This window comes from Pseudotabrizicola sediminis (assembly GCF_004745575.1).
GTDB lineage: Bacteria > Pseudomonadota > Alphaproteobacteria > Rhodobacterales > Rhodobacteraceae > Pseudotabrizicola > Pseudotabrizicola sediminis.
Genome location: NZ_RPEM01000015.1, coordinates 16929 through 40203, shown reverse-complemented (window position 1 = coordinate 40203; position 23275 = coordinate 16929). Strand labels below are relative to the sequence as shown.

Sequence of the window (23275 nt, the reverse complement as noted above, 5' to 3'; positions counted from 1 at the left end):
GGAACCAACCGAGGACGATTTAAGAAATTGGTATTTCAGGGCGGAGCAATGCCTCTGAGCATGTGGAGAAAGGCCCGCATGCCCGGATCGTCGAGGCCGACGGATTTCTCACCAAAAATGCGGGCGCGGCCGATGCGGGCATGCTTTCCGCGCATCCGGTCCATGGTGCCGATAACTGCGGTAAGCGCGGCGGTGCGGATCTCGGCTGCGTCGGTCAGGCCTTCGGTTGCGGTTGCGGCTGCGTGCAGCGTGTCCAGCACCGTCTTGTCGCCAAGATCCGCCTTACCTCGCATGCGCATCACCTCGAATGCAGCCATCAGCAGGGCGGAGGTTTCTGACCAGTCGGCAGCCTCTCGCCCCTTCAGTGCTTTTGCCGCTGCCATAAGGCCGGTAGCGGTCAATGTGCCGAAGCTTGATCCGGATGTGCGGGTAAAGGCCTGTGCCACTTGCAGCAGCGCCTGCCCCAGATCGACGGGAAGGTCAGATAGCAGATCTCGCACCGCGCGCCCGCCCCGCACCATGGTGATGCCTAGATCACCGTCACCAAGCTGGCCATCAAGCGCGTTCAGCTCATCCGCCACGCTGTCCATGTGATTAGCAAGGCGGGCAAGGCCAGCGGCAAGGCTGTCACGGGTCAGCATGTCAGACCTTCCAGAACGCGCAATCGCAGGGCGCGCACAGCCAACGCTCAAGATGATCATCCAGCTGGCAAAGCGTGATTGACGCGCCAGACATTTCCATTGATGTGGCATATCGGCCGATCAGGGGCATGACAATCTGTGCCCCTGCGGCCTCCAGCCTTGCCTTAACGATGCGATAAAGGATGTAAAGCTCTTCGGGGGGGGTGGCCCCAAGGCTATTGACCATGACCGAAACGCGGCCTGAAAACGCACGATCAGCCAAAAGAATATCCATCATTTCTTCGGCAATCACATCGGCCTTGCGCAGGGGACCTCGCCAGACACCAGGTTCGCCGTGGATGCCCATGCCCATTTCCATATCGCCCTCGTCGATCTGAAATGTGGGTCTGCCCGCCTGCGGCACGGTGCACGACGACAGCGCAAAGCCAACCGACCGGCAGGCATTTGCTGCGCGCTGCGCTGCGTCGGTGACGCCGGCAAGGTCCAGCCCGGCTTCGGCCGCAGCGCCGGCGATCTTGAAGGCATAGACCATGCCTGCGACCCCCCGGCGCTTTTCGGCCTCATCCGATTTTGCCGAGGCCACATCATCCGCAAGAACGACCGTGGAACAGGTGATATCTTCCATCTCGACAATGTCGCCGGCCATGTCGAAATTCATGATGTCGCCGCCATAATTACCATACAGCCGGAGCACACCGGCCCCACCGTTTGCCGCGCGCATGGCGTCCGCCATCTGATCGACCGAAGGGCTGGCGAACACATCACCGATGGCGCAGGCGTCAAGCAGGCCGGGACCGACATAGCCGGTAAAAACTGGCAGATGCCCCGAGCCGCCACCCGACACGATGCCGACCTTGCCCGAACGGATGGGGAGCGCCCGTGCGATCACGCGCCCCTGATCGCCGGTCTGGCGGTAGTATTCAGGATGTGCGGCGCACAAGCCGGCCAGCATTTCATCGACATAGGCAAACGGGTCGTTGAGAACCTTTTTCATGGTCTTTCCCCACATCTAAAAACCCGGGCGCCCCACCAAGGGCGCCCGGAGCTGGCTTTAGCGTTCCAGCGTGTTGCGCCCGGTGTAGCGGAAGGCCTCGTTGGCCTTGGCCTCCACGTCTTCGGGCGTGGACTTGCCCGAGACGATGTCGATCCGGCCAAGGAACACGAGTGGGATATCCGCCGTACGCCCTTCGATATCAGCGCGGATCGCCTCAGCCATGGCCACACCGACATCGTCTGACATGCGCATCGGGGTTGCCAGCAACTCGCCGTTTTTCAGCGCGTCGATCTCGTCGCCCGTGCCGCCCCACGCGGTGACACCGACCTTGTCGCCAATCCCTGCTGCCTGAACTGCCGAGATTGCACCCATGGCCATAGCGGTGTTGGCGTTATGGATCAGTGTCACCTCGGGATAGGCCGATGTGATCAGCTGCGCACCATTGAAGCCGCCTTCGCGCTGGAACTCGCCATAGTGTTCATAGGCCAATTTCCAGTTCGACTTTTCCGCCAAACAATCGCGGAACCCGCCTGAGCGCTGGTCGTCGATGCCCCCAACGATGCCCCGAATCATGGCATAGGTGCCTTCGGTGCCAAGGTTTTCCACTACCCAGTTACAGATGTTCAGCGCTCCAAAAAGATGGCTGAACGTCGTGTACATCATCGGCTGGTCATCGCCCCATTCTTGGATTGGGGTGTCATAATTCAGCACGATGACTTTCTTGCCCGCATCCATGAGATGCTTGATGTCGTCTTGTTGCGCCTGAAGCTCTGACGGGCCAAAGATCACGTATTGGAAATCCTCGCGCGCAGCCTGTTCAGCGTAAGTGGATTGCAGCAGAAAGTCGCCCATGTTCGACGCGTATTGAACCGCCTCGAACGGAAGGCCCATTTCGTTCAAACGCGCCTCCATCGACAGGTAGCTGCGCAGCCAGAAATCCGACACATCCTGGCTAGGATAGATCACCGCGATTTTGATTGGTGCGGTGGGCGGGCTTGCCATGGCGGTGGCTGGCTTGCCGACAATTTCCTGCATGTTGGACAGAACTTCGTCGGTTTGCACCTGATGATACCACCAGAAATAGCGGTCAGCATCATCCGGCAGTGGTTTCAAGGGTAGTGTCTGAGCCGACAGAGTTCCTGCCAGCATCAGGCCGATCGCCAGTGCCGAGGCACCGGTCGCAAGTTTGGTCATTCCGTTCATTTTTGGTTTTCCTCCCGTTTCTGGTTCGGTGTGCCGGTCCGGGGTCAGCCGGGTCGGCGGGGCGGGCAAGGCTCCTCCCTCTCCCGCGTCAGTCATCCCCCTTGGCGTCGGAATTCCCCCGGCGCTGAAGGTAGGAATAGAAACCGATAGATGCGATGATGATGATCCCCGAAGCAACGAGCTGCCAGAAAAACTGGAACCGCAACATCACCAGCGCATTCGTCACCATGGCAAGCAGCAGCACGCCGACCAAGGTACCAAACATCGACCCGCGGCCACCAAAAAGCGCCGTTCCCCCCACAACAACTGCCGCAATTGTATGGAGCGCAAACCCCATCCCTGCGGTGGCCTGGATGGCGTTGAGGCGGCCAGTCAGCAGGATGCCCGCAATCGCGGCACAGGTGCCCATCAGCATATAATGATAAACCTTCTGCCGGCGGATGTTGATGCCGGTCAGCACTGCCGCCTCGCGGTTTCCGCCGATGGCGATGGCATAGCGGCCAAGCCAAGTGTAGCGGTAAAGCACAAATCCCAAGGCAAGGAATATTAGCCCCACGATGGCGGCCGTGGGGATAAGATCAAAAGCCCGGCCACGGCCTAGAAAAGGGATCGGTTCGGGGAATCGCGCCAGAACCGCGCCGGCTGCCAGCACAAGACCGATGCCGCGGTAGATCTGGTCCATCGCCAATGTCGCGAGCAGGTCAGGCACGTTCAGTCGGGTGATCACCAGCCCGTTGATAGTGCCACAAGTGAGGCCGACAACCACCCCGGCAAGCATGGCCGGATAGACAGGCCAGCCTTGATCCTTGATGAGCATCGCCATGATCACAGCAGAAAGCGCCGCCACCGCACCAATGGACAGGTCGATTCCCTTGCCGGTTATGACGATGGTCATAGCCATGCCCAGCACCATGAAGATGGCAGCATCCTGAAGAATGATCATCATGTTCTGGAATTCGAAATATCGCCGTTCGAAGATCAGCATGGCGATCACCAACGCAATGATCATGACCAATGGTCCGACAATGTTTATGTAGCGTTCATACCAAGGCAGTGCGACCTTGCGGCCTGCGTTCTTGTCAGCGGGAATGGTGGTTGTCATGGTCATCTTTTTCCTCCGACCTCACACATGCGCGTCTTCGTCGACATCGGTGCCGACGATCATGCCCAGCACGTCTCGGCGGGTGGAATTGGCCACCACAGCCACGCCCGCCTTGCGCCCGCCGCGCATTACCTGCACGCGATCTGCGACCTTGAAGACATGATCAAGATTATGGGAAATCAGAATGATCGAGGTGCCGCGCTCTTTGACCGCGCGGATAAGGTTGAGCGTGTTGCGCGTCTCCTCAGGGCCCAGTGCGGCAGTGGGTTCGTCCATTACCAGCACCTTCAGTTCGGCGGCGTTGATCGCGCGCGCAATCGCCACCGCTTGCCGCTGACCGCCGGAAAAGTTACGCGTAGGCTCATCGACGTTGGGTAGGGACACGCCAACACGGTCGCGCAGAATGGCAATGGTGCGTTCGCGCATTTCACGGTTATCGATGAAAGGCAGCCCGAAGATGCGTTTGATTGGTTCAACTCCCAGAAAGACGTTTTCGGGGGCGGGCAGCGAATCAACAAGTCCGAGGTTCTGGTACACGGCGGCAATGCCGGCATCGATGCTGTCACGGCGTGAGCGGACCTGAACAGTCTTTCCGTCGATCCTGATCTCACCCTTGTCGGCTTGATACACGCCAGTCAGGACCTTGATCAGGGTCGATTTCCCCGCACCATTGTCCCCTACAATGGCGAGAACCTCGCCGGGGTATAATTCCAGATCCACATCCATGAGCGCCCTTAGGCCACCAAAGGATTTGGAGATTCCCCGCATTTGTAGGATCGGTTCTCCGGTTGAGTGCACATCATCCTCCTGTCGTTGGTGGGTCGCACGCCTCCCTGCGTGCGACTTTGGGTCAGGGTTTTTCCAGACCCGCGTTCGCGAATTGCGTCACATGCAGACCCGAGGCATTCAGGTCGCCATGCCCGTGATTAACAGCGGCCTGAAACTGCTCGGCAGCTGCGGCTGTCATTGGTACCGACACCCCAAGACGATGCGCGTGATCGGTGATCAGACGTGCGTCCTTCAGCATGTGGCGAAGATAAAAATGAGGACTGAAATCGCCCGCAAGGGTGTTGCGCCCCACCCCCCGGATCAGGGCCGAGGAATAGTCGGTCACATCCAGAAACCCCATAAGCGCTGCATCAGGCAGGCCCGACTTCCGGGCCAGTGCCAGTGCTTCTCCCAAAGAGACAAGCTGTGCCGCGACCAACAGGTTACCCACTAGCTTTGCTGCCGCGCCCGCGCCCACCGGCCCAAGATGATGGATTGTAGCGGCCATAGACTCCAGCACCGGGCGGGCGTCAGCAACATCTTTTTCCGACCCGCCACAGATGAAATCAAGCCGTCCGTCCCATGCCTCGCCGCGTGAACCGAAAACCGGCGCATCAACATAGCGCAGCCCGCGGTCTGCGGCAGCGGCACCAATTTCGCGCGCAAGCTCGGGGTCGGTGGTTGTCGCGTCGATGATCAGCGTCCCTACGGGCGCATGGCAGAGCACGCCGTCGTCACCCATCAGAACCGCCCGCTGAGCATCCGGACCCGTCAGGCAGATCGTCACCACATCTTTAGCGGTCACTGCAGCCGAAATGCTGGGGGCAAGCGAAAGATCAAGAAGCTCTGATGGCAGGTCTGGGGCCGAGCGGTTCCATCCCGTAACGTCATGCCCGCCAACGCGCAGGTTGCGCACCATACCGCGCCCCATGATCCCCAACCCAAGATGCGCAATCCGTGTCATAAATTTCCCCCTTTCCGATTCCTGACCGCCGTTGGCGTACATTTCGACAATTGTCAGACATTTATGTCAATTGTCTATTGTGCGCCTTCGCTGGAGATCAGGCTTTCGGCCAGCTTCTGGTCAATGATCAGCCGGCGCACGAAACCGGCCCGAAGGACCGCGCGCGTGGCCACGAGTTTCTCCGTACCGGCACACAAAAGCACCACATCGCACCGACGCAAGTCGTCATACGCTATCGCCGGTGCTCGGTGGTTCAGGCGAGTGTCGGCCAACGTGCCGTCAGCGCGAAAAAATCGCCCCGTAGTATCTGCCACCGCCCCTGCCATCTGCAACTCGGACCGATCCTCTGCCGTCAGCACGGATGACGAGAACAGCAGCGCGCCAGGTTGACATTCCCCTACGCTTACAATCGCATAATCGGCCTGCTGCGCCACGGCGAGGGTTTCTCGCACAAGCCGCTGCGACAGGATCAGGCGGCAAGCATCTTCGTCGTCGGCCATAAAAGGCGCAGGCAGGAACATCGCACTGCCTCCGGTCAGGGCCGCAAGGTTGGTGCAAACATCAAAGGGCGAGGAGTCCGACGTTTGCGTCATCGATCCCATCAGCGACACAAAGCGCAGGTTCGGGTTGTGCAGGTCTGCCACGGCGCGTGCCATCGCCGCAAGTGTCCAGCCCCAGCCCATGCCAATGGTAACGGCCTGTCCACCACGTCCGATCCGCTTCAGAAAGCCAGCAGCCAGAATTCCAACGGCGCGCCGGGCAAAGTCCGAAGTTTCAGCCCCCGGAGGAAGGCCCGCAGGCATTGGCGCGACCATCACCTCGGTCATGCCCCAAACCTGTTTAAGGCGGTCGGCCAAGGTAAGGGTCTCGCTGATCTCGTGTTGGACGCTTACCCGAACGATTCCACGATCCCGCGCCTCGGCCAGCATACGCAACACCTTGAATCGTGAGATGCCAAGCGCTTGGCTGACATCTTCCTGGCTCATCTGGCCAACGTGGTACAACCACGCGACGCGCGCCAAATCATCGGTATTCGGATTGGGTGCAAACATTGAGATTCACCAATTGTCGACTGCATCTAACTATTGACTAATTCGCCGGTCAATGAATAAATTTACATTTGTGCGTAGACTGCACAATATTGCAATGCAGCATTGCACCTGCGGCGACAGAGAGGCGTGTCATGGGATACGTGATCGGGATAGATGGCGGCACCGAAGGGTTGAGGGCGCATGTCGTTGATCTGGATGGTCGGTCAATCGGCATCGGAAAGGCCAGCTATGCCACCCAATACCCCGCCCCTGCGCAGGCGGAGCAGGCGCCTGACGATTGGTGGCAGGCGGCGGCAGACGCGGTAAGGGCGGCCCTTGCCGCCGCAAGCGTCGGGGCGGATCAGATTATTGCGCTGGCTGCGGACACGACATCCTGCACCGTGGTGGCCTGCACGGCCGATGGCATGCCGCTGCGCTCCGCGTTGTTGTGGATGGACGTGCGCGCACACCGAGAAGCGGATGAGGTGGCTGCCTGCGGCGATCCGGCCTTACGGATCAATGGTGGGGGAGGCGGCCCGGTCAGTCCGGAATGGATGATCCCAAAGGCGCTGTGGATCAAGCGACATCAGCCGGAAATCTATGCCCGCGCAGACCGGATATGCGAGTATCAGGACTGGTTGAATTACCGACTGACGGGTCGCTGGTGTGCGTCGCGCAACAACATCTCGATGCGCTGGCACTGGCAAAGAGACCATGGCGGTTGGCCCGCGCAGATGCTTGCGCGGCTGGATCTGGCCGATCTGATGGCCAAATGGCCGGCGACCATCGTAGGCCCCGGGGAGGTAATTGATGGACTCTCGGCGCAGGCCGCTGCGCATCTTGGCCTTCGGGTGGGTACATTGGTCGTTCAGGGGGGGGCAGATGCCTTTATTGGAATGATCGGGCTTGGGGTAAACGAACCCGGCGACTTGGCACTGATCACCGGGTCCAGCCATTTGCACCTTGGCATCGCATTGCGCCCAGCACATGCACGCGGTGTCTGGGGCACCTATTCCGATTGCGTTTATCCAGGAAAGCAAGTGATCGAGGGTGGGCAGACCTCAACCGGATCGGTCATCGCCTGGTTCAAAAGGAATTTTGCAGAGCATATGGACTTTGATACCCTGAACGCAACCGCCGCCGCCTTGCAGCCGGGTGCCGAGGGGTTGCTGGCTGTTGATCATTTCCAAGGCAACCGCACACCGCATACAGACGCGCTGGCACGGGGGGCGATCACCGGCCTGACTCTGAAACACACGCCTGCCCATATTTATCGCGCGCTGGTGGAATCGGTCTGTTTTGGCACACGAATGATCGTGGACAGCTTCGGTGATGCTTTCGAGCCGCGCCGGATTGTCGTTGCAGGTGGGGCAACACGGTCGGAATTTTGGTTGCAGGTCCATGCCGATACCTTGGGCGTGCCTTTGACTCTGACCCAAGAAACCGAGGCCTGCGCCCTTGGTTCGGCAATTTTGGCCGCAACAGGGGCAGGCCGCTTTGACTGTATCGAGGATGGCTGCGCCGCTATGGTGCGCGTCGCACGCACGATCACACCCGATGCTGCGGCCCATGCCGCCTATGCCCCGATCTATGACCGATATCGCGCAGCCTATGATGCGCTAAAACCCCTGCGAGAGGTCCAATGACCGAAAGAACAAACAGCGGCGCCGTCGCCCGATATCGCATGATGCGACGGATTCGGACGTTCGAGGAACGGGTGGGCGAATTATTCCTCAAGGGCGAAAGTGCAGGGTCAATGCTGCACCTGTCGATCGGGGAAGAAGGCGTAGTGGGCCTGACCGATCTGATGCGCGCTGGCGATACCTTTACCACCCACCACCGTGGGCATGGGGTCTTTTTGGGCCGGGGGGCAGACCCTGCCCGGATGATGGCCGAGATCGCAGGCAAGGAAACCGGCTATTGCCGCGGTAAGGGGGGGTCGATGCACATCGCTGACCGTGCGCTGGGGCATCTTGGGGCCAATGCCATTGTCGGCGGTGGTATCCCTCATGTGGTTGGCGCGGGCATCACTGCCCGGAACCGTAGGCAGGATCATGTCTCGGTCGCATTCTTTGGCGACGGGGCGATGTCGCAAGGCATCCTCTACGAGTCGATGAACATGGCGGCCCTGTGGCATCTGCCGGTGCTGTTTTGCTGTATCAATAATCAGTATGGCATGGGCACGCGGGTTGACCGTTCGGCAGGGCGGGTAGCCTTTGCCGAACGCGCACGGGCCTTTGGTCTTGCGGGCGAAACGGTGGATGGCGCGGATGTTGAAAGCGTTTATCAGGCGGCTCATACATTGATGGCAAGCGCGCGCAGCGGGCAGCCCGGGTTTCTTGAAATTTCGGCCTTCCGCTTTTTTGGCCATGCCCGCATGGACAAAAGCCCGTACCGAACTCCCGAGGAAGAGGCCGAAGGGCGCTTGCGCGATCCCGTTGCCCGTGCCCGCGCCACCCTTGATGCCGAAGATCAGGTCAGCCCTGCCGACCTTGACCGTATCGACGCCGAGGCCGCCACCGAAATGGACGCCGCCCTTGCTTCTGCTATCGCGGCACCCGCGCCCGGAATGCAGACGATGTTTGAGGACGTCTACGCCCCCGGCACCCCCGCTCCCTTTGCCCAGGCCGACCGCCTGCGCGCGATCTTGTATGAGGCCGCCCCATGACTCAGACCACCTATCGAGAGGCGCTTCGTCAGGCCTTGATCGACGGCATGCAGGCAGACTCCGACATTATCCTTTTGGGCGAGGAGGTGGGGCTTTACGGTGGTGCCTATGGCGTGACCAAGGGTCTGATCGACATGTTTGGCGCGCATCGTGTCATGGATGCGCCGATTTCCGAACCCGCAATCATAGGTGCGGCCATCGGAGCGGCAATGACCGGCCTACGCCCTGTTGCAGAGCTGATGTATGTCGATTTCATCGGCATGGCGATGGACCAACTGGCCAATCAGGCGGCGAAAAGCCGATACATGTTCGGGGGCCAGATCGGCGTGCCCATGGTGTTGCGCACGCAAGGCGGCACGGGCCGGTCGGCGGCGGCGCAACATTCCCAAAGCCTTGAGGCATGGATGCTGCATGTTCCGGGCCTACGGCTTGTCATGCCCGCCAGCGTCTCTGACGCCTATCACCTGTTGCGCCAAGCGCTGGAGCAGCCCGACCCGGTAGTCTTCATCGAACATAAGGGGCTGTACACACTGAAGGGCGACATCACAGCGGAACCAGAGGCACCGTGGGGCGCGCCGCTGGTGCGCCGTGCCGGAGATGACCTGACGATTGTGACATGGTCCCGAATGGTGCACGAGGCGCTGGCGGCGGCAGCGGCGTTGGCTGATGTGGGCATCACGGCAGAGGTGATTGACCTGCGCTGTCTCAACCCTCTTGACGATGCCATGATCTTTGCGTCGGTCGCGCGGACGGGTCGCGCCATGATTGTAACCGAGGCTGTTGTCACCGGGTCAGTCGCCTCAGACATCGCTGCACGGATCGGCGAGCGGTGTTTCGATTGGCTTGAGGAACCGGTGCTGCGCATTGGCGGTGAGGATATTCCGATCCCTGTCTCACCCGCACTAGAGCGCGGGTCAATCCCATCGGCAGGGCTGATCGCTGACGCCGCACGCTGGCTGGTGCGGCGGGAGGCACCGCAATGGGCCTGACCGTTCTGACCCTGCCGCGCCTTGGTGAAACCATGGAAGAGGCTCGGGTCACCGATTGGCTCGTTGCACCCGGCCAGACCTATGCTCGTGGCGATGTCTTGCTGGAAGTGGAAACCGACAAGACGGTCGTAGAGGTTCCAGCGCTGGCTTCGGGCGTGATGCGGGCGCATCTGGTTGGCCCGGGTGATATAGTCGAGATCGGCCAAGTGATTGCCGAGGTTGAAAGCGACACAGTAGCGGCACTGCTGCCAAAAGAGGGTCTGACTGAACTCCCGGCCATTCCTACAGTGGTCGACGTTCCGAAGAAACCGCCAACCGCCGCGGCGTCTGCCGGTCCGAACCTGCGCGCCAGCCCGCGTGCGCGACGGATGGCGCAAGGGTCAAAGCTCGATCTCCAATCCGTTGCAGGCACAGGCCCCCGTGGTCGGGTGACGGGCGCAGATGTGGAGACAGCACGACAGGTCAAACCACGCATCGCAGGTATGGCTTGCGACCGGCAAGCGGCCGGGGCGGAGGCGGGGACAGTCTTGTTGCTGCATGGCCTATTTTCCACACGTTCAGCCTTTGTCGGGCTGTCGGCCCGCCTTGCGCGGGCGGGCGTGCAGGTATTGGCACCCGATCTCCCGGGGCACGGCGACAGTCCGGATGCTTCTGGACTTGCGCAGATCGAGGGCGGCCTTGCAGATCTGATCGACGCCACAGCGCCAACCGGTGATCTGTATCTGGTCGGTCACTCGATGGGAGCAATCCTTGCTACTCGGTTGGCGTGCCGATTTGGCGACCGGGTAAAGCGGCTCGTGCTTTTGGCCCCTGCGGGGCTGGGGCCACGGATGAACCAGCTTTTCCTCGACATTCTATGCAATGCCGAGACCCCGGCGGCGCTGCGGCGTGGCATGTCCATACTCGGGGCGGGGCCGATTTCGGATGCTGCGCTGGGTCTGGAACTTGCGATGCTGCGCAAGCACCGGGCATCGCAGCTGGCTCTTGCACGGGAATTGTCTACTGGCGGAGTGCAGCAGATCGACATCGCCGACGAGCTTGACGCCATCGCCACGCCGGTCCGAGCGCTTTTCGGCACCGCAGACGCCGTGCTTGACTGGCAGGACAGCGCGCGCCTGCCGGTTCGCGCGGCCATCCATCTGCGCGCTGGCGCAGGGCATTTGCCACACTTGGGTGCTGAGGCCATCGTCGAGGAGATGCTTTTTGGTTAATTTTCGAAAGCCAAATGCGATCACATCAACATGTGTTAGATTTGGTTAAAGCTATTTGGATAGGACGGTCGGCGGTCAGTAAGTCAATCAACATCAACAAGGCCGCGCTGGAAGCCAACTTGGCCTGATATCAGGGTCCAATAGCTTGAACGTGTCAGTCAAGCCAATCAGCGTATGCGCCTTCGCGCGCAGAGCCGCGGCGTCCAGTTTTCTGAAACGCTGTGCTGTCATGTTCTTGTACATCTGAATATGGATCGGCAACGGTTCGAACCACGACATCTTCGCCACCGTGGCCCTGAGAGACCTCGAAAACTTGCGGGCGGGCAGGCAACGGATTAGCGCCCGTGCATCTGGCCGCACTGGACGCAGGCATTTCGGTTCGGAAGTTGGCCACATCGACCCACATCCGATGTTCACCGCAATGTACTGCGCCATGTCCGGCTTGGCTCGCTTGACACCAAGACGGCGTGCAACCTTGGCCTCGCGTTCTCAGCCGAATGGCTTGCCGCCAGTGCATTATCACGCTGGCACCTAGCAGAGCGTGCGACGGAGATTGACGTCGCACTCATTGGTGATTCCTCCAAGGTATCGCGCTCACCCGACTGGCTGCGAAAGGGCGCCGGGCCGACCTATGGCCCGCCTTTCTTCGATCAGGTAAACCGAGCGGGGTCATCAACCGCAGATCAATAGGTCTGCGCGATCACGAGCATAATCAGCATCGGGTTGATGTCGCGTACAAACCGTAGTGATTGAGCTTTGCCGCGCGATCTGTGACCAATACCTATGCTCACAATCTCCGCGACAACTTATGCGATCGGTGGCGTGCCTTTGTTTCACGAGGCTTCAGCCGATATACCGACGGGCCATAAGGTTGGTCTGGTGGGGCGCAACGGGACGGGCAAGACCACTTTGTTCCGCTTGATACGGGGGGAACTGCCCCTTGAGAGCGGTCAGATTGATCTGCCCGCCAACTGCCGCATCGGCTGCGTCGATCAGGAGGTGCCGTCGAGCGCGCGGTCATTGCTCGACACGGTGTTGGACGCGGATACCGAGCGTGCGGCCCTCATGGCCGAAGCGGAAACCGCGACCGATCCCATGCGCATTGCCAACGTGCAGACTCGGCTCGCCGACATTGATGCATGGTCGGCCGAGGCGCGGGCCAGCGCGATCCTGAAAGGATTGGGTTTTGATGCGCAGGCGCAGCACCGTGCCTGTTCGGAGTTCTCCGGCGGCTGGCGGATGCGGGTCGCGCTCGCGGGTATCCTGTTTGCACAGCCTCATCTGCCGTTGCTGGATGAGCCGACAAACTATCTTGATCTCGAAGGCACGTTCTGGCTGGAAAACTATCTGCAAAGTTATCCGCATACGGTCATCATCATCAGCCATGACCGTGCTTTGCTGAACAATGCGGTCGGGGCCATCCTGCATGTCGAGGATCGGAAGCTGACATATTTCCAGGGCCCGTATGACCAGTTTGCACGGCAAAGGATGGAACAGCGCGCGGTGCAAACCGCGCAGGCCCGCAAATACGAGGAGCGCCGCGCGCATTTGCAGGGCTTTGTGGACCGCTTTCGTTATCAGGCAAACAAGGCCAAGCAGGCGCAATCGCGCGTGAAGATGCTGGAGCGGATGACCGCCGTTGCGATGCCTGACAGCCTGAAAGTTCCGGGTCTGATTTTTCCCGAACCCGAAGCCTTGTCACCGCCTATCGTCAATCTTGACGGTGCCGCCGTCGGCTACGGTGGCCCGCCAGTATTGCAGCGCCTGCATCTGAGGATTGATCAGGATGACCGCATTGCTTTGCTGGGCCGGAATGGTGAGGGCAAATCGACACTCGCCAAACTTCTGGCCGAGAAACTGACGCCCTGCGCCGGCACCGTGACCCGTGCCACCAAGCTGCGCGTCGGATACTTCGCGCAGCATCAGATTGACGAACTTTATCCGGATGCAACGCCATTGCAGCACGTGACCATGGCGCGCCCCGAGGCCAGCCAGGCATGGGCACGGTCCAGGCTGGCCAGCTTTGGCCTGACGGCAAATCAAGTCGAAACGACTGCCATGCAGTTGTCCGGTGGCGAAAAGGCGAGGTTGTCGCTGCTGCTTGCCACACTGGACGCGCCGCATATTCTGATCCTTGATGAGCCGACCAACCATCTCGACATCGAGGGCCGGGATGCACTCGTTGAGGCGCTTACACAATATACCGGTGCAATCATCCTTGTCAGCCATGACATGCATCTGCTGGGGCTGGTCGCAGACCGGCTCTGGCTTGTGCAAGGCGGGACGGTTGCCCCGTATGAGGATGATCTGGAAGACTATCGCGCGCAGATGCTGCATCCGCCTGTCGTGCCTACCGAAAAGCCGAAAACTGCCCCACCTGTCCGTATCTCACGCGACGAGATCATCGCCTTGCGGGCAGAGGTGCGCAAATGCGAGACGCGTTTGACCAAGCTGAACAAGATGCGCGACCAGTTGGCGGTAAAACTGTCCGATCCCGGCCTCTATGAGCCCGACATGGGGGCGCAAGCCGAAACCTGGCAGAAGAAATACGCTGAAGTCATGGATGGTCTTGACCGGGGCGAAGCCCTTTGGACCAAAGCAATGGAAAAACTGGAGCAGGCCCTGGCGCAGTAGGTGTTTGGTCCTGGCGCGGTGACACCGTTCAGGCCCGCTACTCGACCTGCAAGAGTTTACAAAGATGGCCGAACCTGTGCGAAAATACGGCTGGCGTCGTTCTGGAAAAGCCAACACGCGGCGGCAGCCGCGACCTATTTTTGATGCTTCGCGTAACACGAAAATTTGCCCGCAACATCGGGCTGGTATTTCAAACCTTTCACGGCGCACGGACACCCACGTCACTAAAGGCATTTTCTGGCGCAGAACGAGACATTTGTAACCAACTCCGTGTTTCTCGAAGTTTCCAGTGTGGGCTTGGCGGAGGTCGATGGCCTCTAAGTTCCTTCATCCGCGCCACCTGTCGTGTCCGAATCCGGAACCCTGTCCAGTCTGGGCTTCTGGAACGGTAAACCCGCTTGGGACCGAGCCTACGGCAAAGGCGCCCGAAGCCCCGCGATTTCTTGTTCCAACAGCTACAAATCGTGGCAAATTTTGCGACTTGATGTTCATTTAGCCTGCAAGATCGTCTGCGAGGACGCATTTCCGCCCTGCGACCGACCTTGGAACGTCTACAAAATGGGGATCGTGCCGGCGCCCACGGTGACGTTGCACCATTACAATCCGCGCCTGCGCACCGGGCCTGAACTGTCTTCGTTCTCGGCGGTTCTGGTGCATCGTTGTCGGCATGCCAGCGGATGCGGTAACCGACTGGCAGATAAATGAGATATGTAAGCGTGAAGTCGGGGTATAGGCTCGTGGATATGCAGACTATAGCTTTTCCATGCAGCTTGCCTTATTAAACAGGCATCTCGTCCGTGATTTACTTTTGGCAGCGTTCCGATGAGTGGCAATGGTGCGGGCAGTGTCACAACGGAGATGGATGCAATGAGACTGATCAAGAAGCTCGTACATCCTGACGTAAAGACCACGACGGGTGCGATCCTTACCAGACGTGCGGCGCGCGGTATCGTTTTGCGCGAGAGGTCGATCCTGCTGCTATTCACCGAGCGCTATAACGACTTCAGTTTCCCGGGCGGCGGCGTCGCCGACGGAGAAAATTTGATCGACGGGTTGCGCCGCGAACTGTCAGAGGAAACAGGTNGTTGCGCCGCGAACTGTCAGAGGAAACAGGTGCCAGCAATGTCCGCGTGCAGCGCAACTATGGCTATATCGAGGAACTGCGGCCGCATTGGCAGCCGGGCTTTGATTTAATGCATATGACATCTCACTTCTATTTCTGTGACATTGATGCTGAATTACGTTCCACGAATATGGAAGACTACGAAAAAGCCAACGGGATGCGGCCGGTCTGGGTGGATATGGACGAGGCCATTGCCCACAACCGGGGGGTGATGCAGCGCCTTGAGGCCACCATGGGCCTGTCGATCCTGCGTGAAACCTTCATGCTCGAAGAACTGTCGAACGATTTGGCAAGGGCCGCATAGCCCGGCTCTGACCGAGGGTCGGCGGGGTGGGGATGTCCGGTCCTTGGGTGATTAGCGTCAGCAGAATGCCCGGAAACACGTTGCAGCACCCTTCAGTTGAAGCTGATCTGAACCTTGATGGCTTGACCCCGGTCTCCGGCGAGAAGAAATGCCTGCTCCGCCTCATCCAAAGGCATGGTGTGGGTGATGAGCGGTTTGACGTCGATCAGCCCCTTTTGCATCAGGCTGACGCCGGTTGCGAATTCGGGATGAAACCGGAACGACCCCCGCAGATCGAGTTCTTTTGCCGTGATTGCCATCATCGGAAGGGACATGTCTCCGCCAAGGCCCAGTTGCAGGATCACCCCGCGTGGACGCATCGCACTGATGCCGGCCGCAAGGGCGGGCGCGGCACCCGAGCATTCGTAAAGCACGTCGAAGGTGCCCTTGCCCTCGGCATAGCGAGACAGACCATCCGGCGCGGTGGCCATGTTCACCGTCTCATCCGCGCCGACGCGCCGGGCCATATCGAGCGTGAAGTCGGAAAGGTCCGTTGCCACGATCCTGTCAGCCCCGGCGCGGCGGGCGGCGATGATCGACAGAATTCCGATTGGCCCGCAGCCGGTGACCAGCACGGATTTGCCAAGCATTCCGCCTGCGCGGGCGGTTGCGTGGAGTGTCACGGCCAGCGGTTCGGCCATCGCAGCCTCGCCCGGTGAAAGACCGGTCGCGTCGCTGCATTGCGCAACATCCGCAACGAGTGTTTCCCGGAACGCACCCTGAATATGAGGGATAGGCATGGCCGAACCATAGAACCGCATGTTCAGGCAATGGTTCGGTAGACCTTCCAGACAATATCGACACGCACCACAGGGACGCGACGGCGACACGGCAACGAGTTGCCCGACGGAAAGCCCGGTGACGTTCGGACCGATGGCAGACACATGTCCGGCGACCTCATGGCCGAGGATCATCGGCTCGCGCAGCCGGATCGCCCCAAAGCCACCATGGTTGAAATAATGCAGGTCCGATCCGCAGATCCCGCCTGCGGCGAGGGCGATGGCCACCTGTCCGGGTCCGGGCTGTTCGGCGGCGTGCTCTTCGATGCGCAGGTCGCGTGCGGCGTGAATGACGATGCTTTTCATGGTCACACCACCGCGCTTGGCAAAGGCTGGCCTGCAAAATGGGCCGTCAGATTGTCACGCATCATCTGGCCCATCGCCTTGCGTGTCTGAACGGTGCCAGAGGCCGCGTGCGGTTGCAAAAGCACATTCTGCAGTTTGAGAAAGCGCGGGTTGAGCGCAGGCTCGCCCTCGAACACATCCAATGCCGCAGAGCCCAGGCGACCCGACTCCAGTGCATCCAGAAGTGCCGACTCGTCGATGTTGGACGCGCGGCTGATGTTGATGATCATGCCTTCGGGTCCGACCGCGTCGATCACGTCGCGGCCCACGATGTGCCGGGTCTCTGCCGATGCCGCCAGCGTCACGAACAGATAGTCCGACCTGCGAGCAAGGGCGACGGGGTCTGGTTCAAACGTCCAGTCTTTGGCAAAATCCTTGGGGCCAATGTCGCTGTAGGCGATATCCATGTCGAAGCCGGAGAGGCGTCGGGCGACCTCATAGCCGATCCGCCCCAGTCCAAGGATGCCCGCGCGGGCCTGATGCACCCGCTTGGTGAGCGGGAACATGCCCTTGGCTGACCAGTCGCCGCTGTGCACCCAGTTCTGCGCATCGATCAGGCGGCGACCGTGGCACAACATCATGGCGACACCGTAATCGGCCACGTCGCGGGTCAGCACATCGGGGGTGTTGGTGACGCGGATGCCACGCGACTTGCACAAGGCGATGTCTACAGCGTCATACCCGACACCGTAGACGACGATGATTTCAAGGTTGGGGCAGGCGTTGATGAGATCCGCCCCCGCACCCAGATCGCCGCGCGTGGCGATGCCACGAATGTTCGGGCCGACCTCTGCCAGCAAGGCCACTTTGTCGGATGTGTCGAACAGGCGGTGCATGTGAAACCCGGCGTCCAGCGGCTGCTGATCCCAGTCGGGATACGACCCCACTTGCAGAACGTGGGGCTTTTGGCTCTGATCCGATTGTGGCATTTCTCGCTCCCTTCTCTTGACTCGACGTGTTATCGATAACATACAGGGACGATAAGCGCGACGACAGCCAAATGTCGAGAGATAACTGGAGGAAAAATCAGATGACCTTGTTCGACCTGACAGGAAAGCGGGCGCTCATTACCGGATCGTCGCAGGGTATTGGCTTTGCGTTGGCGCGCGGGTTGGCGCAGGCCGGGGCGCAGATTGTGCTGAACGGGCGAGATGCTGCCAAACTGGCAGCGGCGGCCAAAACGCTCCGCACCGAAGGGGCCGAGGTATCAGAGCTGGTTTTCGACGCCACCAATCATGCTTCGGTGCGCAAGGCGGTGGATGGCTTTGAGTCGTCGGTCGGTGCTATCGACATTCTGGTGAACAACGCCGGGATGCAACATCGTGGCCCGCTGGAAGACTTCCCAGCCGATGCGTTCGAGCGGTTGCTTCAGACCAACATCGCCTCGGTCTTCCATGTCGGGCAGGCGGTGGCGCGGCACATGATCGGGCGCGGCGCGGGCAAGATCATCAACATTGCCAGCGTTCAGACGGCGCTCGCCCGGCCCGGCATCGCGCCTTACACCGCGACCAAGGGTGCCGTTGGCAACCTGACCAAAGGTATGGCAACGGACTGGGCGAGACACGGGCTGAACTGCAATGCCATCGCACCGGGATACTTTGACACGCCGCTGAACGCGGCGTTGGTTGCTGACCCGGAGTTTTCGTCCTGGCTTGAAAAGCGCACACCTGCGGGGCGTTGGGGCAAGGTCGAGGAGTTGGTGGGGGCCTGTGTCTTCCTGTCATCGGGCGCATCCAGCTTTGTCAACGGCCATGTCCTTTATGTGGACGGCGGCATCACGGCCTCGCTGTGATCCAGCGGCTCGTTCTGATGGGGGTGGCCGGGTGCGGCAAAACCTCGGTGGGGGAGGAAATGGCGCAACGCGTTGGCCGCCCCTATCTCGACGGGGATGAACTGCATCCGACAGCGAATGTCGAGAAGATGCGGCAGGGCATTGCCCTAACCGATGCCGATCGCTGGCCCTGGCTGGATCTGGTTGCCGCAGAGCTCGCGCGTGACGGAGCGTTGATCATCGGCTGCTCGGCGCTGAAACGGGCCTATCGCGACCGGATCAGGGCCGGGGCAGGCGGGCCGGTCACATTCGTTCATCTGGAGGGAAGTCGCGACCTGATTGCGGCCCGAATGGCAGAACGGGCGGGGCATTACATGCCGTTGTCCCTATTGGACAGTCAGTTCGCTGCCTTGGAACCCCCAAGCGCCGATGAGGCGATTTCGGTGAATATTGACCAGCCTTTGAACGCGCTTGTGTCGCGGATACTGGCGGAACTGGAACGGAGGACGGGATGAGCGGACATGTGGCCCTGATCGGGGCAGGCGCGATGGGCGGGGCCATCGGGACGCGGTTGGTGCAAACCGGCAGTCCTCTGGTAGTGTTTGATCTTGATGCCGAAAAAGTCGCGGCGATGGTCGCTTTGGGTGCCAAGTCGGCGAAAAGTGCTGCGGAGGCGGCGCGGGGGGCCAGGGCCGTGATCCTCAGCCTGAACGCATCGCGCATTGTGCGTGCGGTGGTGTTTGGTGCTGCAGGGGTGGCAGAAGGCGCAGACAAGGGGTGCCTGATCATCGACATGTCGTCGATCGACCCGGAATCGACCAAGGCGCTGGCGTCGGATGCTGCTGAAAAGGGCCTTCGCTGGGTAGACAGCCCGCTTTCTGGCGGCATTCCCAAGGCCGCGACCGGCGAGTTGACCCTGATGCAGGGCGGCGCGTCGGAAGATGTCGCGGACGCACAGGCTGTGTTGGCGAAAGTGGCCTCGAACCAGACGCATATGGGGCCAGCGGGTGCCGGGCAAACGACCAAGCTGATCAATCAGGTGTTGTGCGGGCTGAACTTTCTTGCGGTGGCCGAAGCGACAGCGCTAGCGGAAGCGGCCGGCGTAGATGCCGCGCGCATTCCGCAGGCGTTGAAGGGAGGGCGTGCCGACAGCGCGATCCTGCAGGAATACATGCCACGATATGTCGCCCGCGACTACCGGCGCACGGGACGCATCGACAACATGGTGAAAGATCTGAACGGCGCGCAGGATCTGGCGCGGCTGACGCATACTCCGATGCCCCTGACGGCCATCTGCGCCGAGGTGCACCGGCTTTTGACAGTGGCGGGTCTGGGTGGCGAAGATCAAGCGGCGCTGATGGAGTTTTTCAAGGGTCCACCGCTTGTGTCGGTTTCGTAGCATGCAAACGGCTTCGTCGGTATAGATGGCGGTGAAGGGCTTGAACTCACCATTTTCACAGTGTCGAGATAGGTTCACTTTTTAATAGAAAGCGTTGCTTCCGTGATTTACTCGCCATGAAACCGGTTCGCAGATCTCCCACCATGGCAGATATCGCCCTCGCTGCCGATGTCTCTCCGATGACGGTCAGCCGCGCGTTCAAAAGTGACAGCGCGGTCAGCGAAGAGACGCGGTCTAAAATCCTCGCCGCTGCGGAGTCGCTTGGATATGTGCTGGACAGCACGGCCTCCAATCTTCGCTCGCAGAAAAGCGATTTTGTGGCTGTCACCATCCCTTCGATCAACAACGCCAACTTTGCCGATACTGTTGCTGGCCTGACCGAGGGGTTGAAGGCGCGGCAGCTTCAGATCCTTCTGGGGTATACAAATTATGATATCCATGAAGAAGAGCGCCTGATCGAGCAATTGCTCAGGCGCAGGCCGGGGGCCATTGTGGTGACCGGGGGGCGGCATACGGAGCGTGCCCGGCGGCTGCTGGGCAATGCGTCTATTCCGGTGATAGAAACCTGGGATTTGCCGGAAGCGCCCATCGGGCATGTCGTTGGGTTTTCGAATGCGGCGGCGGTGCGCGGAATGGTTGATCACTTCGTGACGCAGGGGCTGACCAGGATTGCGTTCATCGGTGGTGACGCTGATCGGGACACCCGTGGCACGGATCGACGGGCGGGCTTTATCGCAGCCATGCAGGCACACGGTCTGTCCGTTTCCCGACTGATCGCGGCCGGCCCGCCGCCAATTTCAATGCGCGAAGGGGCCAAGGCCATGGGACGCCTGATCGACACGATGCCCGACACCGAGGCCGTTATCTGTGTTTCCGACCTCTCAGCTTTTGGTGCGGTGACCGAGTGTCAACGCCGGGGCATTGGTGTGCCCGGCCGATATTCGATTGCGGGCTTTGGTGACTATGAAATCGGCGCGGTTTCAGTTCCGTCACTGACCACCATCAACCCGTTTCCGCGCGACATTGGCGCAAAAGCGGCAGCCTTGATCCTTGATGTTCTGGACGGAAGGCAGATTGATGCGGCCACTCTGCGGATCGAGCCGGTTCTGACGATCCGCGAGAGCAGCCGCTAGGGTCGCCGGGTCAGCTGGCGGGCAGGGGAAATTCATCCGCGCTGAAGACGGTGTGGAAGACATCGCCATCGAACAGTTCAAAAAGCCGTTTTGAGGCTTCGCGGCTGGCGTAGCGGGTCTTGCTGTCCAGCGCTTCTGCGATCGCCTCACGCGAGGGGAAGCGCATGGCCAGAACCATCTCGAAATGCGGATCGGAGGTGTCACTTTCGACCTGCCGCAGGACGCGCACTTCCTGAACATGAGGAAAGCGAGTCCAGAGGGCCACAAGTTCGGCCTGAATATGCGCGTCAAATTCTGCCTTGCGGCCCGGCTTGATCACACCCCGGAAGAAGGCGCAGCGGATGAACATTTTATATCCTTTCAGATTGGTGACTGCTGAGAAAGCGCGCGGACACATGCCACGGTGTCCGGATCTGCCGCCACGCCCTGCGCCATGTCGCAGATCTGTGCAACCTGCGCGGCGGTGGACAGGCCGACGATGACACTGGCACAATGCGGCGACATCAGGGGAAAGCGGACGGCAAAGCGGGTCATGCCGGTGGCGGCCTCGGGCACCGCCTCTGCCAGTGCCGCGCGAAAGGCAAAGGCGTCGGCATATTTCGCTGCTGCCAGCCGGTGCCCGGCAGGCACGGCCGCCTGCGTGGGATACCGATCGGTCAGGACACCCTCATACAGCGGTCGGATCGCCAGAAACCCGCGCCCATCGGCCTGCAACTTATCGATTACCTGCGACATTTCGGTTTCGAGCGGGTTGTAATAGGCGATCAGAACACGCTGGGCTGGGTCGTTCATTGCCGCGGCGGCGCTTTCTGGAAAGTATGGAAAGCAGCCGAGATGACCCAGCTTGCCCTTTTCCTGCAACCGCAGGACGGTTTCAGTCAGGGAATCCTTTATGGCTGAAAGACGCGTGAGGCGGGTGGCTTCGTCATGCGGTCGGCAGCGCCACATCCATTGTACCAAGGCGATGCGGTCAGTGCACAGGTCACGCAACGCCTCATCAATTCTGGCTTCGAACTTTACCGGATCAAAATCGGCATCGTCCCAGTCGGGCACCGGTGCCTTGATGACATGCAGCAGATCATGTCGTTTCGGATGATCTTTCAGTACTTCGTGCATCATCCAGCGCACGCCGTATTCATAGCTGGAATGGATGAAATTTACGCCACGATCCAGAGCTGCATGCATCGCCGCAAGGTGTTGCCCCAGATCAGGGTCATCCGGGCTTTGTGCCAGCCGCATCGGCCCATAGCAGATGACAGAGACATCCAGATCGGTTCCGGCCAGTCGCCGCTTGTCCATCGGTCAGGCCTTTTTCAGACGGCCGGCAAAGGCCGAGATGTTGGCGATGAATCGCTCGGGAAATTCGGCCTGAAGCGAATGGCCGCCATCGGGATAGGTCACGACCGTTGCATCGGGCAGCCGCGCCACGATCTCGTCCACATCTTCCTGAATGCGGAACAGACGGTCGTGCAGGCCGGTCAGCACAAGCGTGGGCAGGGTGAGCTGTTCATAGGGCAGCGACCAGTCGGCCTTGTTGACACCTTCGGCCAGACGGCGGCGGGGATGTTCGGGCGGCCATGGCGTGTAGCCTTCGGCCGGCAGATGGGTCGGGCGGAGGCGCGCGAGTTCTTCCCGGCCCGACAGCACAGGGCGCAGCACATCCAGCACCAACGGCATCCCGCCCATGGCGATCAGCCGGGCCTCCAGCGTGTTGATCCATTCGACTTGCGCATTCGCCTTGCGCAGGGTGTTGATGAAGACAATCCCATCCGCCTGAGCGCCGCGCAAAACCGCGTGGGCGCCGAACAGGCCGCCAATCGACAGGCCGACCAACACCGGACGGCGGGGCTTCACCGCCTTTAGCGTCGCGACGATATCGCTGATGATTTCTTCAGGCTCCAGCTTTGCGTCCGCGCCATAGCGCGTTTTGCCTTGCCCACGGTAATCGAAGCTGAGCGTTCCATAGCCCTGCTCGCGCAGCATGGGCGCAAGCTTGGCTTCCCACGCGTCAGTCGTGGCACCCATCGAGTTCAGGAAAACAAAGGTCTGATCTTTGGCTCCGGGGGGATGATAAATGGTGTGGATCGCATTTTCAGCGTCCAGTTCAATCATCTGCATGGGTGTCGCAGTCATCTATGCAACGTCCTTTTCACTAAGCGTTTTTCATTCGGAATATG

At 60.4% G+C, this 23275-nt stretch carries 23 protein-coding genes; 11 read left to right on the top strand and 12 right to left on the bottom strand.

Translation table 11 applies throughout. The features are described from left to right. Positions 1–35: 35 nt before the first annotated feature. The 7 genes from EEB11_RS17145 to EEB11_RS17115 form a co-directional block, all read right to left on the bottom strand. Complete coding sequence (locus EEB11_RS17145; protein ID WP_135433460.1) at positions 36–641, bottom strand: dihydroxyacetone kinase subunit L; 606 nt, start codon at positions 639–641, stop codon at positions 36–38. A gap of 1 nt (position 642) precedes the next feature. Further along, positions 643–1635: a dihydroxyacetone kinase subunit DhaK gene (locus EEB11_RS17140; protein ID WP_135433458.1), complete on the bottom strand. Its 993-nt coding sequence runs from the start codon at positions 1633–1635 to the stop codon at positions 643–645. A 57-nt stretch (positions 1636–1692) separates the two neighbouring features. Then, positions 1693–2829 (bottom strand): substrate-binding domain-containing protein, encoded by a 1137-nt coding sequence (locus tag EEB11_RS17135; RefSeq protein WP_167852786.1) that lies wholly within the window; start codon positions 2827–2829, stop codon positions 1693–1695. Positions 2830–2926: 97 nt separating this feature from the next. Then, positions 2927–3946 (bottom strand): ABC transporter permease, encoded by a 1020-nt coding sequence (locus EEB11_RS17130; protein ID WP_135433454.1) that lies wholly within the window; start codon positions 3944–3946, stop codon positions 2927–2929. A 15-nt stretch (positions 3947–3961) separates the two neighbouring features. After that, positions 3962–4666: an ATP-binding cassette domain-containing protein gene (locus EEB11_RS17125; protein ID WP_245298968.1), complete on the bottom strand. Its 705-nt coding sequence runs from the start codon at positions 4664–4666 to the stop codon at positions 3962–3964. A gap of 124 nt (positions 4667–4790) precedes the next feature. Further along, positions 4791–5672 carry an NAD(P)-dependent oxidoreductase gene (locus EEB11_RS17120; protein WP_167852785.1) on the bottom strand — a complete coding sequence of 294 codons (882 nt, stop codon included), beginning with the start codon at positions 5670–5672 and terminating at the stop codon, positions 4791–4793. Positions 5673–5746: 74 nt separating this feature from the next. Next, positions 5747–6724 carry a sugar-binding transcriptional regulator gene (locus tag EEB11_RS17115; RefSeq protein ID WP_135433448.1) on the bottom strand — a complete coding sequence of 326 codons (978 nt, stop codon included), beginning with the start codon at positions 6722–6724 and terminating at the stop codon, positions 5747–5749. A gap of 131 nt (positions 6725–6855) precedes the next feature. Here EEB11_RS17115 and EEB11_RS17110 point away from each other — a divergent pair, with 131 nt between their 5' ends. The 7 genes from EEB11_RS17110 (at position 6856) to EEB11_RS20065 (ending at position 15632) form a co-directional block, all read left to right on the top strand. Beyond that, positions 6856–8349 carry an FGGY-family carbohydrate kinase gene (locus EEB11_RS17110; protein WP_135433446.1) on the top strand — a complete coding sequence of 498 codons (1494 nt, stop codon included), beginning with the start codon at positions 6856–6858 and terminating at the stop codon, positions 8347–8349. Then, positions 8346–9371 carry a thiamine pyrophosphate-dependent dehydrogenase E1 component subunit alpha gene (locus EEB11_RS17105; protein ID WP_135433444.1) on the top strand — a complete coding sequence of 342 codons (1026 nt, stop codon included), beginning with the start codon at positions 8346–8348 and terminating at the stop codon, positions 9369–9371. Before EEB11_RS17110 ends, EEB11_RS17105 begins: the two co-directional genes overlap by 4 nt. Beyond that, a complete protein-coding gene (locus EEB11_RS17100; RefSeq protein WP_135433442.1) occupies positions 9368–10360 on the top strand; it encodes an alpha-ketoacid dehydrogenase subunit beta in 993 nt (330 codons plus the stop codon). The genes EEB11_RS17105 and EEB11_RS17100 overlap by 4 nt, the downstream gene beginning before the upstream one ends. Continuing rightward, entirely contained in the window at positions 10351–11571 is a 1221-nt protein-coding gene (locus tag EEB11_RS17095; RefSeq protein WP_135433440.1) for an alpha/beta fold hydrolase, read from the top strand. The genes EEB11_RS17100 and EEB11_RS17095 overlap by 10 nt, the downstream gene beginning before the upstream one ends. Positions 11572–12354: 783 nt before the next feature. Next, the gene (locus EEB11_RS17090) at positions 12355–14205 is read left to right on the top strand and encodes an ABC-F family ATP-binding cassette domain-containing protein (RefSeq protein ID WP_135433438.1); all 1851 of its coding nucleotides are present in this window, start codon (positions 12355–12357) and stop codon (positions 14203–14205) included. Between the two features lie 822 nt (positions 14206–15027). Beyond that, positions 15028–15399 (top strand): NUDIX hydrolase, encoded by a 372-nt coding sequence (locus tag EEB11_RS20365; protein WP_354002106.1) that lies wholly within the window; start codon positions 15028–15030, stop codon positions 15397–15399. Continuing rightward, positions 15291–15632, top strand: coding sequence for an NUDIX hydrolase (locus tag EEB11_RS20065; protein ID WP_245298967.1), 342 nt, complete (start codon positions 15291–15293; stop codon positions 15630–15632). The genes EEB11_RS20365 and EEB11_RS20065 overlap by 109 nt, the downstream gene beginning before the upstream one ends. 92 nt (positions 15633–15724) lie before the next feature. On the opposite strand, the gene EEB11_RS17075 is transcribed toward EEB11_RS20065, so the two are convergent. After that, positions 15725–16756 carry an L-idonate 5-dehydrogenase gene (locus EEB11_RS17075; RefSeq protein ID WP_135433436.1) on the bottom strand — a complete coding sequence of 344 codons (1032 nt, stop codon included), beginning with the start codon at positions 16754–16756 and terminating at the stop codon, positions 15725–15727. A 2-nt stretch (positions 16757–16758) separates the two neighbouring features. After that, the gene (locus tag EEB11_RS17070; protein WP_245298966.1) at positions 16759–17724 is read right to left on the bottom strand and encodes a 2-hydroxyacid dehydrogenase; all 966 of its coding nucleotides are present in this window, start codon (positions 17722–17724) and stop codon (positions 16759–16761) included. A gap of 101 nt (positions 17725–17825) precedes the next feature. Here EEB11_RS17070 and EEB11_RS17065 point away from each other — a divergent pair, with 101 nt between their 5' ends. The 4 genes from EEB11_RS17065 (at position 17826) to EEB11_RS17050 (ending at position 21098) form a co-directional block, all read left to right on the top strand. Beyond that, complete coding sequence (locus tag EEB11_RS17065) at positions 17826–18587, top strand: SDR family oxidoreductase (RefSeq protein ID WP_135433432.1); 762 nt, start codon at positions 17826–17828, stop codon at positions 18585–18587. Further along, positions 18584–19081, top strand: coding sequence for a gluconokinase (locus EEB11_RS17060; RefSeq protein WP_245298965.1), 498 nt, complete (start codon positions 18584–18586; stop codon positions 19079–19081). Before EEB11_RS17065 ends, EEB11_RS17060 begins: the two co-directional genes overlap by 4 nt. Then, positions 19078–19965 carry an NAD(P)-dependent oxidoreductase gene (locus EEB11_RS17055; protein WP_135433430.1) on the top strand — a complete coding sequence of 296 codons (888 nt, stop codon included), beginning with the start codon at positions 19078–19080 and terminating at the stop codon, positions 19963–19965. Before EEB11_RS17060 ends, EEB11_RS17055 begins: the two co-directional genes overlap by 4 nt. A gap of 143 nt (positions 19966–20108) precedes the next feature. Continuing rightward, positions 20109–21098, top strand: a complete 990-nt coding sequence (locus EEB11_RS17050; protein ID WP_245298964.1) for a LacI family DNA-binding transcriptional regulator — start codon at positions 20109–20111, stop codon at positions 21096–21098. Positions 21099–21108: 10 nt separating this feature from the next. On the opposite strand, the gene EEB11_RS17045 is transcribed toward EEB11_RS17050, so the two are convergent. From EEB11_RS17045 to EEB11_RS17035, 3 genes are read right to left on the bottom strand one after another with little or no spacing between them, the layout of a single operon-like run. Then, positions 21109–21447, bottom strand: a complete 339-nt coding sequence (locus EEB11_RS17045; protein ID WP_135433426.1) for a putative antibiotic biosynthesis monooxygenase — start codon at positions 21445–21447, stop codon at positions 21109–21111. An 11-nt stretch (positions 21448–21458) separates the two neighbouring features. After that, positions 21459–22397 (bottom strand): aldo/keto reductase, encoded by a 939-nt coding sequence (locus EEB11_RS17040; protein WP_135433424.1) that lies wholly within the window; start codon positions 22395–22397, stop codon positions 21459–21461. 3 nt (positions 22398–22400) lie between these two features. After that, positions 22401–23231, bottom strand: coding sequence for an alpha/beta fold hydrolase (locus tag EEB11_RS17035; protein ID WP_135433422.1), 831 nt, complete (start codon positions 23229–23231; stop codon positions 22401–22403). Between the last annotated feature and the right edge of the window lie 44 nt (positions 23232–23275).